General features: G+C 39.8%; 7 protein-coding genes. All 7 read right to left on the reverse strand.

Annotated elements, in window-relative coordinates:
• Positions 1-16: 16 nt before the first annotated feature.
• Positions 17-5,104, reverse strand: a complete 5,088-nt coding sequence (locus L877_RS0109610; protein ID WP_026835887.1) for a leucine-rich repeat protein — start codon at positions 5,102-5,104, stop codon at positions 17-19.
• Positions 5,105-5,170: 66 nt separating this feature from the next.
• Positions 5,171-6,292, reverse strand: a complete 1,122-nt coding sequence (gene tig / locus L877_RS12925) for a trigger factor (RefSeq protein ID WP_051437801.1) — start codon at positions 6,290-6,292, stop codon at positions 5,171-5,173.
• Between the two features lie 141 nt (positions 6,293-6,433).
• Complete coding sequence (locus L877_RS0109620) at positions 6,434-9,139, reverse strand: PocR ligand-binding domain-containing protein (protein WP_026835888.1); 2,706 nt, start codon at positions 9,137-9,139, stop codon at positions 6,434-6,436.
• A 52-nt stretch (positions 9,140-9,191) separates the two neighbouring features.
• Entirely contained in the window at positions 9,192-10,106 is a 915-nt protein-coding gene (locus L877_RS13640; RefSeq protein WP_051437802.1) for a response regulator, read from the reverse strand.
• Between the two features lie 39 nt (positions 10,107-10,145).
• Positions 10,146-12,398 carry a carboxylesterase family protein gene (locus L877_RS0109630; protein ID WP_026835889.1) on the reverse strand — a complete coding sequence of 751 codons (2,253 nt, stop codon included), beginning with the start codon at positions 12,396-12,398 and terminating at the stop codon, positions 10,146-10,148.
• A 3-nt stretch (positions 12,399-12,401) separates the two neighbouring features.
• Positions 12,402-13,415: an NAD(P)H-dependent glycerol-3-phosphate dehydrogenase gene (locus tag L877_RS0109635; RefSeq protein WP_026835890.1), complete on the reverse strand. Its 1,014-nt coding sequence runs from the start codon at positions 13,413-13,415 to the stop codon at positions 12,402-12,404.
• Positions 13,412-14,062, reverse strand: a complete 651-nt coding sequence (plsY, locus tag L877_RS0109640) for a glycerol-3-phosphate 1-O-acyltransferase PlsY (RefSeq protein ID WP_084554853.1) — start codon at positions 14,060-14,062, stop codon at positions 13,412-13,414. Before plsY ends, L877_RS0109635 begins: the two co-directional genes overlap by 4 nt.
• Position 14,063: the final 1 nt, after the last annotated feature.

The following is a 14,063-nucleotide window of genomic DNA, read 5'->3' on the forward strand; positions in this document are numbered from 1 at the left end:
TATATCTCTAAGTTAATTACTTCTTAATCTTAACTCTCTTCTTCTTACTCCAAGCTCCATAGACTTTCTTGCCGTTGGAAATCTTGAATGCACGAACCCATACGTTGTATTTCTTCTTCTTCTTGAGTTTCTTGATCTTGAAGCTAAGTTTCTTAGTGGTCTTCTTCTTGCCCTTGGCAGGCTTCTTCTTCAAGGAGTATGAAATCTGGTAACCCTTGGCACCGGATACCTTCTTCCACTTAAGCTTGATTGCTTTCTTCTTGACATTCTTGGCCTTCTTAATCTTAACTTTTCCAACCTTAACCTTAGATGATTTAGAACTTGATGGGTTGTCAGCTGTTACATTGTTATTATTATTTACATCTGATGATAAATCATTAATCTTGTCCATATTTGATACGTCAACACCTTCAGCATATACCTTAACAACAATACTTGCTGACATTCCGCTTGAAGCCTTAACTGTGAGAACAGCCTCGCCTTCCTTAAGCGTCTTGATATAAGCACTTGATGATCCTGAGCTTGAAATCTTAACGATGTTCTCGTTACTTGATGTCCACTCAAGCTTATCTGTATGCTTTGGAGTAATATATACATAACTTCTGCTTGTATCTGAAGAAGTTCTAGTACTATCTTCCTGAACGCTAAATGTATATGACTTATTTACATTGATTGACAACTGTGTACCATGCTCAAACTTGAGAAGTTTAACAGGGTTATCAATCTTGATAGAATATACATCATAAACATTAGAATTCTCTGTACTTGTAGCTTTAATCTTAACTGTACCAGGAGCAATTGCTTTAACAATTCCTGTACTTTCGTCGACTGTAGCATATGATGATCCACTTGTCACGGACCATTTTACTGTCTGAACAGCCTTAGTTGGTGATACAACAGCACTAAGCTGAATTGAGTCGCCTACACCAAGTCTCTCAACTGTTGAGTTGATCTTCACACCTGCTACTGTATAGTTGGCCTGACCAGTTACATTGATTGTATATGTATTCTTAACAGCACCTGTCTGACCAACGATGATGAGCTGTGCTTTACCTTCGCTGACAGCCTTAACTGTACCATCTGCTGATACTGAGAGAACATCAGGATTAGATGATGTATACTTAATCTTCTCTCCATATACACTCAACTCACTCTCAGAGTAATCTGTAGTACCATAGTCAAGTGATGTTGTTACTTTGTCAGAATCTCCAACAACTAAGCTATATTCCTTTCCTTTGGTAAGCTCTGCCGGAAGGAATTCGCCTGAAGACTTAGCTGAAATACCGTTGCTAGCAAGTGGAACAACTCCATGTACTTTGACTGTATCAGTTACAAGTCCTGATTTACATGTTATTGTTGTATCTCCCATACCAGTAATCTTGACATTTGCAGTTGAAACACCTGAACCCTTTGTATACTCTGCATCTGATACAATCGCAACTCTTGTATTATCACTTGACCACTCTACATCAGAAGTTGTCTCCTTGGGCAAGATTGCTGCTGTAAGCTTAACAGCATTAGTATCTTTAATTGAGAAATACAAATCTTTGCTTGTATTGGTCTCAGAATACATATCAGGTCTTCTCTTAACATAAGTATCATCTGCTGCTGAAATATCAACTTCTTCTGTTCCAATATCAGTTACGCTTACATTGTATGTAAGTGCTACTGACTGAATCCAGTTTGATGAAGATTCCGCAATAGGGAATGCAACACCGGCTTCTACCTTAACGGTAAGATCTTTTGTTGTATAGTTAAGTCCATTCAACTTAATCTGGAATGGATTAGTTGTCTCATCATACTCTGCTGAGATGCCAAATGTATTCTGATTATCAGTCTTAACCTGTCCATTCTCCTTCTTGAGAAGAACAAATTCCTGACCGCCATCAACAACAGATACTGTCACATTACTGTTTGCTGTATCTTTGTTCAAAAGGTTGATTGGAAGCACCTTAGTTCCTCCAATTGGAATAGATACAGTATTTCCACCAGTTCCATTGTTAGTTGTAAGTGAAGCTGATGAATTAAAATATCCACAGATTGAATTCTGCTTAATTGTAGTCTGTGCAGGAAGTGTTACTGAATTCAAGTAGATGTTATCTTTCAATACCTTGTCTGCAATAGACTCTGTCTTATCATGGAATGCCACATTTCTAAGCTGTGTACACTGCTCGAACAAACCGGTTGGAATATCCACAACTGGTGATTTAGCAAATGTAACATCTGTAATATTAGTTGATTTAAATGCATTCTTTCCAAGAGTAGTCAACTTAGATGCTGCCTTGAAATCTACACTGTTAAGACCTGTCTTAGGCTCAATAACACCATATTTTTCAAAGGTTCTCTTGTATGAATACTCTGAGCCATCAGTTTTCATTACCTTATATGTTTTATCATCGAGAACACTGGCATTTTCAAATGCAGATTCTCCGATAGACTCAAGTGTTGATGGGAAAGCAATCTCACTCAGTGAATAACACTTTGTAAATGCTGATTTTCCAATAGTCTTAAGCTTTGAACCAAAACTTGATCCTCCGGAAACTTTCATTCTCAAGTTATAACAACTGTTGAATGCATTGTCGCCAATTGTATCAAGTTCCTCTGGAACAGTAAATATCTTCAATCCAAAGTAGTCATAAAGCTTATTTGAGCTATTCTCAAAGTTCACATATTCATCACCACAATTAGCAAATGTATTGGCATTGATCTTGGTGATATTCTTTGATAATACAACATTATTAAGATTTACACACTTATTAAATGCATATGCTCCCAAAACATCTCCCACCATTGAGTTAGGAAGATTGACATCCTTCAAACCGAATACTGCCATGTTTTTGAAAGACTTAATTGTAGCTTTATTCTCAGGGAACATTTCTTTTGTAGGTGCAAACCAAGCAGACTCAGATCCTGAATTACCTAGAAGCGCAGAGCTCATAGTAACACTCTGGTTTCCATATAACACATCCTTGTCTTCAAAGCCAGGATACAAATCATACATCTTAGTTGAAATGTCACCATTTTCTTTTTTACTCTTAATCATTGACTCATCATAATTATAATGAACAGCCTCAACATAAAGCATTTTGTAATTCTCAGGGACAGTCTCATAAGAAATACCTGTCATTTCGATCATGCTTGATGGATCAATGTATAATTTCTTAGGATCTTTCTCTCCAAGCTCATATGCCAAAACATCAATAGCTCCAGAATACGGCTCTGTGCTGATACCATCCTCTTCTACACAGATGAATGCACCTGATACATTCATACCAAGTGATGATCCACAACCATCAAATGCATGCTCACCGATTTTAGTCAAGTTTCCTGAGAAGTTGGCAACGCCTTCCTTGACTGACTCTGATGATCCATCTGTTGTACCAATAGTTGAGAGTTTTTCCTGATTTCCAAAGGCATATGCCTCGATATCAGTCAACTTATTTGATAATACAACAGTTCTAAGTTTTGAACCCTTCTGGTTCTTGTTATAAAAAGCTTTTTCAGGAACAACTGTAACTCCGGAACCGAGATTAACACTATTGAGCCAATAGTTCTCAGAGAAGCACTCTTTTCCAATTGTCATTACACTGTTTGGAAGTACTACATCCTTAAGTCCTGTTGAAACATACATCTGCTCACCATATACATCATTGACACTCTTGATTGCATATGAACAAGCTGAAAAAGCATAATCACCGATAGTTGTCAAATTCTTAAGATCCTTGAGGAATTTTGTACTCTCGAGAGTATGACACTCTGCAAAAGCATAATCCTTGATCTCTGTAAGCTGTGAGTTTGAAGGAATGTTTAGCTCATCTGTTATATATGATCCTCTAAACAAGTCTTTATTAAACACTTTAACTCCAGCCGGAATATCAATTTTCGGAATAAGTGAATCCATAAATGCAGCTCTAGCAAGATTTACACACTTATCCGGCAATTTTAGATACGGATCATATGCAGCATTAAATGCAAGCTCCTCCAAAGTCTCCAATGAATCAGGAAGAATCAAGCCCTGTCCATCAGAAAATGTATCTACAAAATCTGCTCCAGCCATACCATATACTTTGATACTTGTAAGCTTAGTACAGCCTGACAAATCCATCTTATAGATTCCGGCATGCTGGAAAGCATACTCTCCAATATAAGTTATATTGGAAGGAAGAACTGAGTAATCCTTAGTATTATCTCCGATTATATAGAACTTTGTTCCCGCCAAAGTCTTTTCACCAACTCCGTAGAACAAACTGTTGTTGATATATGTAAGGTCATTGTACAAACCAACTTCTTCAAGATTTGAACATGACTGGAATGCTCCAATACCAAGGTTCTTTGTTGTCTTGATAGGAATCTCTATAGCCTTCAATGAAGAACATGACGTAAATGCCTGGTCACCTATTACAAGTTCATTATTGGCATCATAAGATCCCAAATCCACATTTTCCACTGATGAACAAGAAGCAAATGCTTCATTTCCAATCTTCTTAACCTTAGAAAGATCTATAAGATTCTTACTTGCACTTCCGATACCGAGTGTAGTAAGCTTTGAACATTTATTAAAAGCTCTATTTCCAATCTCAGTTACACTACCCGGAAGAACAATCTTCTCAGCATTTGTACACAATGCAAATTCATCATTGGCAATCTTAGTAATTGATCCAACACCTGTAGCACCGCTGATATCAATTGAACTTGCACTTCTTGCAAGTCCGACACCTGAAATGTCTGATATTGCCAATCCTGTGAAATCCAAATCTCCCTCAAACTCAGTAAGATGGGCAACTGTAACATTTCCAGTATAGTCACTATTGCTTCCATATGCTGAAATAATCTGACCAGCGTTCATACCGGTGATAGATTTCGCTTCACCCTTCTTCTGAATATTTGCTATAATCTTATAGAAATTCAAAAGATTGCTGTCAGGAACATATGAATTGTCCAATAATGCCTGATCGCTAATCGCTTCGTCGGCAGAATATGCCTCTGACTCCGTAACTGTTGGCACCACCGGATTAACACCAACTGCAGATGCAACCAAAGCTAATGTCAAGACAGCACCTGTAATCTTACGTGTAATCCGATTAGAAATACGTTTGTTTGTCATTCTTAACCTTCCTTTCATTTACAACTTCAACCCATGCTGTATATAGCACAGGTTGAAAACTTTTTTCTACTCTTTAATCTTTGCATTCTTACCAACAAGCTCTACAACTTTGTTCTGCTTAAGCATGATCTTAAAGTAATCATTCAAGCTCATTGATGATCCATACATTGATTTATAATTTTCCTCAAGTTTGCTAACTTCAACATTCTGCTGTTTAACAATCTTGTCAATTTCAGTCTTAACATCATCATCTGATACATCGATGCCTTCCTTAGCTGCAATAGCTTCAGCTGCCAAATGCTGCTTAGCCATATTCTCAGCTCCAGGAGTGATTGAGCTTTCGATAAACTGCTGCTCAGTCATTCCCTGCATTTCTGCAAATCCCTTGAGGTCACTTGCACCATAGCTCTTTGCCATGCTTGCATAGTATGTCTTGAGCTGCTCAATATATACTTCCTTTAGACCCTTAGGATACTTCTTAACTTCAACTTTTTCCAAAACCTTTCCAAATGCATTAGATGGTGCACTGTCCTTCTTCTGCTTTGCAAGTTTTTCCTCGACACTCTTCTTGTACTCATCAATTGACTTATGATCTGTATTCTTCTTTACATATTCCTCTGTGAGCTTTGGAATAATAGTCTTCTTGATGAAGTTGAGCTTGATTGTAAATACGGCATCTTTTCCAGCTAACTCCTTAGTGTTATAGTCTTTAGGGAAAGTCACCTTGACGTCTTTTTGCTCTCCCGGCTTCATGCCAACGATTCCATCTTCAAATCCAGGAATCATTGATCCGGATCCAAGAACCAAATCCTGCTCCTTAGCAGTTCCGCCGTCAAATGCTTTGCCATCCGCCTTTCCTTCATAGTCGATGTTAACAGTGTCGCCACTCTTACAAGCGCGATCTTTGATTTTCTTCTCCTTGCTGTGAGAGCCCAGATCTGAATCGATATCAGCTTTGATCTCATCTGCCTTAACAGTACAATCAACTTCTACGCCTTTGTACTCAGGTAGAGTCACGCATTCTTCCGGATTGTAATCTTCAATCTCGATAACAGCTGAACCGCTTACTGCGCTTCCACTAGCTGTATCCTCGCCTGTAAACTTGTTTTTAACATCCCCCCAAGAACATCCTGTTACCAAAATAGATGAAATAAGTAATGTACTTAGGATTACTGTACTCTTCTTCAATTTTGTTTCCTCCTAGCGCCATAAATTGGCTTTTTTGTTTTATTTTATTTGATCAACTTGTCCTACAATCAAAGACAAGATAACCTTTTATATTGTATCATAAAAACTCGGAAAAATAAAGTGTATTTTCGATTTTTATGCTTATTCACTTGATTTTAACATTTCCTCCCAGGATATTATCACCTGTTCACATGTCTCCATATCAAGTGAATTGACAGCGTCTTTGAGGTACTCAAACATATCTTCTTGTTCCTCAGGATACTTGTAGCCGGCCATTTCTTCTATTACGCTGTCCATCTGGTCTGGGTCCAAATTCTCTATAGCTGAGCGCATAACCAAAAAACAATCCATGAGAAAATCCTTAGTCGGAGTCTTCTTCTCCCCAACCACTTTTTCCTCACAATAGTCTTTGAGCTTATCGATATAAGACAAGTACAAATCAAGCATCGCCGGCGTGAGATCATGTATTGTGGCAGCGTCCTCATTATTTCCCGCTTTTTCAAGGTCGGCAGCCATATCAGCCAACTCTTCCGCCCCGATCTGCCTTGATGCACTCTTAAGAGCATGAACCTCTATAGTATAGTTCTTCCAATCCTCTTCCGTCTCATACTTCTTGATTATCTCGCTCTTCTTCTCTATAGCATTATAGTAATCCTTGATAACTGCCTTCAGAAGATCTGTATTGCCAAGAAGTTTCATGGCTGCGCCAACATTTAAGCCATGTATATCAAGCCCCTGTTCTGCCATATTTTTCTGCATGATCTCCATGGAAGGCGGCAAATCGCTTTTGCTTGCTCGCTCAATCTTCTCCGGCGGTAAACTGTTCTTGATTACCTTAGATATCACCTTCATCTCAATTGGTTTGGGCACAAACTCGTTGAATCCCTCTGCCAAGAACTTCTCTCTCATGCCATCCACTGCATTGGCCGTCAATGCCACTATCGGAACATCTTTATAATCTCTGTGAAACCGCCTGATTATATGAGTCGTTTCCACCCCATCAAGCTCCGGCATCATGTGATCCATAAAAATCATATCATACTTGTCAACTGTAATCTTTTCTATGGCCTCTTTGCCGCTGAGAGCTGTATCTATCTTCATCCTGAGAGGTTTTAACAATCCTTCAGATACTGTGAGATTAATTGCATTGTCATCCACAATCAGCACTTTGGCTTTTGGTGCGATAAAATCAAAATCAGCCACCTCAACATTAGCTATATGGGACTGATAGTCCTCATCTCTTAAAATCGCTGCAATATTTAAGATATATATAGGCTTTTTGACTATCAGCACATTGTCAAGATCCACTTGAACCATGGTATCATAATCAACAAGCAGAATTCCTGTCACGTTAGGATTCGTCTCAAAGTACTCTCGTATTCTATCACCAAACTTGTTTTCCTCGATAAATACATATAGACTCTCATCATTCTCATAGTCAAAAAGCATCTCTTCATCATAGAGATAGGAGTTTTCTATTCCAAGCCTATCCAAATCCCTGTCAAGCTGGGTTCTGATATATTCATTTTCTATAATTGAAAGTACTTTTATACCATCATCCACACCTATTTCAACTACAGGCGTAGAATCAACTATCTTCTGCGGAATATTTACATAAAAGAGACTTCCCTCTCCATATACACTTTCAACGCCAATCTGACCATTCATCTGCTTTGCCAATCTCTCACATATGGCTAGCCCCAAACCATTTCCCTCTATATTTCTATTTCTCTTGCTGTCCACTTGATAAAAGGAGCTAAATAGTCTGTCGATGTGATCTTGCTTGATTCCGATTCCCGTATCCTGCACAGAAATCTCTATATCCACCATATCGTCATGGTACTTTTGCGGAACAACTCTAATCAAAACTTGCCCGGATTCCGTAAATTTCACCGCATTATTGGCTAGATTTATGAGAATCTGCTTGATTCTTATGTTGTCACCGTAGAGAACTGTCGGAACATTTGGCGATACATCTAGTATCAGCTCCACGTCCTTGTTTCCAATTCTACTTAGAATGATACTTGCCACATCGTTAATCATAGCTATTGGCTCATACTCCACCGGACTCAACTGCATTTTTCCTGACTCTATCTTGGAAAAGTCAAGTATGTCATTGATGATGGTTAACAGCGTGGTTCCGGAGGAAATAATCTGATTGATATAACCTCTCGCCACCGGCGGCAAATCCTCTCTCAAAGCCATCTGCGCCATTCCTATAACCGCATTCATCGGTGTTCTGATTTCATGACTCATATTGGCTAGAAAATCGGACTTCATGTTGGCAACACGCTCTGTCTCCTCACTCTCTTGCAAAATCTCATATCTCGTATATGCAGAATTCGTCAATATGTCTAATATCGTCTTCATCATATTGGCATGGGTCATCAATTCCTCGGCAGTCATGATCCTGACTTTTCTCGAAGCCTCCAAGAGTTCGACGTCATCAAGGTCGCACTCCTCAGCAAGTTTTTCGATTTTTTCTCTCGGTAGAAAATGGTCCGACACCTGTCCACTTAAGAAAGCGCCAAAAAGTTTACCATGAATAACTATGGGAATTGCAAAATCATACAATCCGGCATGGCACTTGTATACCTGGATTTTGCCTGTTTCAAAAGCTTTTTGAGTTCCCTCTCTATCACATTTTTCACACATTTTTAATCCCTTGGGACTGGCCTTTATGTATTTGTCGCAAAATGGATTAAAGCTGATATGCTTAGTCAATGCCACACCATCTATATCAGATATTCCACAAGAAAGCCCCGTGAGATTATAGAACATGCTCTGTAAATTATCTAATTCCTCTAAACTAAATAAGTCTAGAAGCTTCGTATCCTTTTTCCCCATACTATTTCCCCCATATAATTAGCACATAGTACTCTCATCCTCAACTATGAAACTACTTTAAGAAAGTTGCCACCGTATCCAACAACTTATTTCTATCAATTGGTTTGAGAATATATCCCTGTGGTTTGAGAAGAATAATCTCTCTAACCTTGGCCGCGTCGTCAACTCCGGTTAAAAATATAACTGGAATCTTGGCCCAAGTTGGATTCTCCCTAATCTTTTTTAGAGTCTGACTTCCCGTCTCCTCCGGCATCTCGTAGTCAAGAAGAATCAAATCAGTGGCCCTCTTCTCCAAGAATTTCCTGGCAATCTTTCCACTGATGGCCGTCGCCACCTCATAATCATCTCCCAGATATCTCTTCACAGTTCTCAGCATGAGCGGATCATCATCCACAACCAATATATGCTTTTTGTTTCCAGCCTCTTTCTTGTGCCCAAAAATCTCGTTTCTCGATACAAAATTCTCATCATTGCGCTTTTGAGCTCTCTCACTTTCCTTCTCCTTGAGCTGCTCTTTGCGCTTTTCTATCAAAGCCGCCTCCTGCTGCCTCTTTTCCTCCAGCCTTCTTCGCTCCTCCTCTTCCCTCTGGATTCGCTCTTTCTCGAGGAAATATGCAATTATTCGCTCCTTAATCACGCTGGCAGTAAGCGGTCTAATGAGATAAATCTCAACTAGTTTGGGAGCCCACGCTCTAACTTCTTGGCAGGTCTCCTGATCTCCGATAGCCATAAACGGAATCGGATTAGATGAAATCTTATATTTGAGAGTTGCCAAATCAAGCACCTGCTGCCTTGTTTCGTTCAGCAGACAAAGCACTATTGCATCCGGCTTAAAATACCTGATATGCCCCATAACATCATCTACGTTAGCCGACGAGCTAAGACATTCAAATGAATTACCCATGGATTGAAAAAACTCATCGACAACTACGTCATAACTTCCCACCAATAAAATCTTGTACCTCATCGCTACCTCCTCCTTTGAACATCTCCCCAAGCATCCCCTCTATTCGTAGCTCGGTACCGTCTCCGGCATGAAAAATCTGTCCTTGAATAACGAATTGATAAGTATATTATATTCTGCTTTCGTGCAACCGCTCTTCATCAGCGAAAATGTTCCGCCGGAAGAATACATCTCACTGCTCATGGCAGATGTTGATTTTGTCGCATTCGAATTAAAAATCATAATCTTGTTGGAATTGTTTGCGCTGTTCCAAGTTCCCCAATTGGCAAGCCCTGTTGCATTGGGATTTCCACTCTTCACAAAGTTACCTATGTACTTTTGCATAAGTGTTGTGAGGGCTACACGTCCTGCCTTATTGCTACTTGGATATAAGTCGGGAACCATACTCTTGAAGTTATTGAAGTATTTGCCCCTGAGAAAATCCTTAGACATTCCATGATAAGCGCCATAACAATCCGAATAAACACTTCCCACTAATCCGGCATCAGTTCCCCATTTAAACCTATATGCATAGAGATTGGCATGCTTCGAATTCTTGTAATACTGATTGGCAACTTTTTCTATATAGTGCTCTGATTGGAGCATACTACCGTACTTTACGCCTTTTTTTATCACTCCAAACATCTGATCAGATGATGTGATCTCCGCCAAATCGCTGAGATTTCCACTGGTAAGGCTTCCACTCCAAGCATATGAAGAAAACTCACTTGCATCGCTTCCAAGAAGCATTGGAACATTTATATAATCCCCTTTTTCGATAACCTCGAAACCATCCTTGGGAATAACTACTCCATCATTAAAGCCATGTGGAAATGATGTGAGTTTCAGAGCCGGTGACCTGTACATATTGGCAATTTCAGCAGTTGTAAGGCTGTCGAATATTTCTCTGATTTGTCCATTACTGAGGCTCTTAAGATATGTCTTGGCCTCGGACTTTGTCTCATACTGACCTCTATTCACCAAAACATTGGCAAGTTTTCCCTCACAGGATTCATCACCCTCATCATTGGTACATATATTGCAACCACCATTAAAAATTATTACCTTGTGAAATAATCCCTTCATGATAGGTGATATTGTCGCCAATAAAGCATTGCGACCTCCCGCCGAGAAACCAGACAAGGTGACGTTGTTCTTATTTCCTCCGAAGTTTCCAATCTCATCTTGTACCCACTTCAGAGCTGCTTTGATATCGAGAAGTGCGAAGTTTCCGCTGTTCTCCTCAGCAGTGCCATCTCTGAGTGCGGGATGACTGAGATATCCGAAAGCACCAAGCCTGTATTCCACAGATACAACAACGCAATTCGCTGTATCTACAAAGCTATCAAATGGTGTATTGGCATCACCGGACGCATTGCCACCCCCGTGAAGAAATACCAATACAGGCAAATTGGTCTTGTTGGTATTGGGCCTCTGAATATTTACATACAGACAATCTTCTGTCCCCGTATATGTGGTTCCATCGCAGTACTGAGCCGCCCCCTCGCGTTCCTTTGTCGCGTCTTTGATTCCGGACCAAGCGGAAACTTCCTGAGGTGCTCTCCATCTGTTCTTTCCCGACGTGTCTGCCCCATAAGGGACGCCGTACCAACTTAGAATTCCATAATTTACATTCTCTATGCCCTTTACATATCCCTTGGAAGTCTTCTTGACCAGTTCTGATTGAACTGTTACTTTGACAGTCTTAGTCTTTCTTCCGTCCTTAGAAATTACTTTGACCGTTGCACTTCCACTGCTAATCCCCTTAATCTTGCCACTCTTAGTCGCAGTGACAACTCTGGGATTACTTGATACAAAGAACATTTTCTTGTTACTGGCACTGCTAGGTGATACGCTGGCTCCGAGACTGACAGTCTCTCCCGGCACAATGCTTACCTTCGTACTTGTAACCTTAATAGCGGTAACTTTCTTACCTACCGTAACTTTTAGCTTGACTTTCTTGGTCTTGCCTTTGTATCCATAGACGTAGGATATGCCTTTTTTTAAGCCCTTTATCTTCTTGTTGCTAATCACCTTAACTATCTTCTTTTTAGCGGCCTTCCACTGAAGTTTCCAGGCTTTTATCTTTGTAAAATTTTCCGCTGTAAGCGGGTTTTTCTTGATAATTGTATTAATAGTTGCAGATTTTCCCTTTACGATAGTATATGCTGGATTCTCTGCAGCACTAACGTCATTGCCAATACACATACCAAAGCCTCCTGCAATTGTCACAGTTGCCATGGCAAGAACCATTCGCCTATCAAGCGCAGAAAGCAGGTTGTGTGATATATATTTTTTTTCTATTTTTTTGAACATTTTCTAATTCTCCCAAGTCAATGCACTATACTCATTTACTTTATCTCTCAGATATAGAAGGTCAAGTGCCTCCTCTGCCGATCTGTTGTCAAACAATACAGCATTAATCTGCTCTACAATCGGCATAGTTACATGATGTTTGTTGGCAAGTGCCATAGCAGCTCTGGCTGTATTGACACCCTCAATAGCTTGGTTAATCTCAGCCTTCGCCTCGTCCAAACTCTTGCCCTTTCCGAGAAGATAGCCACAGTTGTGATTTCTACTGTGAGTACTGGTACAAGTAACTATAAGATCTCCTATTCCGGACAAACCACAAAATGTCTCCATCTTGCCACCGAGTTCGATTCCAAGTCGTGAAATCTCAGCGATTCCTCTGGTCATGAGAGCCGCCTTAGTATTATCTCCAAGTCCCATACCGTCGAGAATTCCCGCCGCTAGGGCGATAACATTCTTGAGAGCTCCTCCCAACTCGATACCAATAATGTCAGGACTAGTATATACTCTAAAGTTTTTAGACATAAAAATATCCTGGATAAAACTTGCTGTCTTTTCTGTTTTGGCTCCAACTACAACTGTAGTAGGCACTCCCTTTGACACCTCTTCAGCGTGACTAGGACCTGACAACACACCCACATTTGCCTGTGGAATCTCATCTTGAATCACTTCACAAAGAGTCATGAGTGTAGAATCTTCGATACCCTTTGCAACATTTACGATAATCTGATCTTGCTTGATAAAATCTTTGATAGATGCCGCAGTCTGTCTGATAAATGGTGATGCAACAGAAATAACGATAATATCTTTGTCCTCACATGCTTTTTCAAGATCGTCCTCTATCTCTATAGAATCTGGCAACTTAGCTCCCGGAAGTCTGTGAACATGTTCTCTTTTCTCTCTGAGCATATCTGTCTCTTCCTTGATCTTTGACCAAATTGTAACCTTATGTCCATTGTTAGCACATAGAATTGCAAGAGCTGTACCCCAGCTTCCTGCTCCTAAGAAAGCAATATTTCTCATTCTTTTTTTCCTCCAATCTTATTCTCGGTTCCATTCATCAAACGCTTGATATTCGCTCCGTGCTTAATATAAGCCAATAAAGTAAACAAAAGGCTCACGCACAAAATAAGCGGAAAGTCGCTACAACTTCTATAATGCATTATTGAATAAATCGGAATATAACATACAACTATCAGTGATCCCACTGATACATATCTGGTAATGGCAACTGCCAATATAAATATCGCAAGTCCTATACCTATAAATATAGGATCAAGTGTTGACATAATTATGACAGCGGCAGAAACTGATATACCTTTTCCACCTTTAAACTTTAATGTGACAGGAAAATTGTGGCCCAAAACCACGCCAAATCCCGTACAAAGTGTACAGAGATATGTCCAGTCCGCCGAAAAATGATAAATATGTATACAATATACAAACTTAACAATCGTCATAGGTATAAAGGCCTTCAAAAGATCGCCAATGAATGTTATGGCCGCTGCACCTTTTCCCAGAGAGCGAAGCGCATTGGTCGCTCCAATATTTCCACTTCCCTCTGCCTGTATATTAATACCCTTGGCCTTTCCAACCAAGTATCCCGTTGGTATACATCCAAACAAATATCCTATGACAAGCAATATAACTGCCTTTATAACAATATCCAAT

This window comes from Eubacterium xylanophilum ATCC 35991 (genome assembly GCF_000518685.1).
Lineage (GTDB): Bacteria > Bacillota > Clostridia > Lachnospirales > Lachnospiraceae > Eubacterium_F > Eubacterium_F xylanophilum.

Coding starts and splice junctions, on each gene's coding strand:
- L877_RS0109610 (WP_026835887.1), bottom strand. CDS start 5,104: ATGACAAACAAACGTATTTCTAATCGGATTACACGTAAGATTACAGGT.
- L877_RS0109620 (WP_026835888.1), bottom strand. CDS start 9,139: ATGGGGAAAAAGGATACGAAGCTTCTAGACTTATTTAGTTTAGAGGAA.
- L877_RS13640 (WP_051437802.1), bottom strand. CDS start 10,106: ATGAGGTACAAGATTTTATTGGTGGGAAGTTATGACGTAGTTGTCGAT.
- L877_RS0109630 (WP_026835889.1), bottom strand. CDS start 12,398: ATGTTCAAAAAAATAGAAAAAAAATATATATCACACAACCTGCTTTCT.
- L877_RS0109635 (WP_026835890.1), bottom strand. CDS start 13,415: ATGAGAAATATTGCTTTCTTAGGAGCAGGAAGCTGGGGTACAGCTCTT.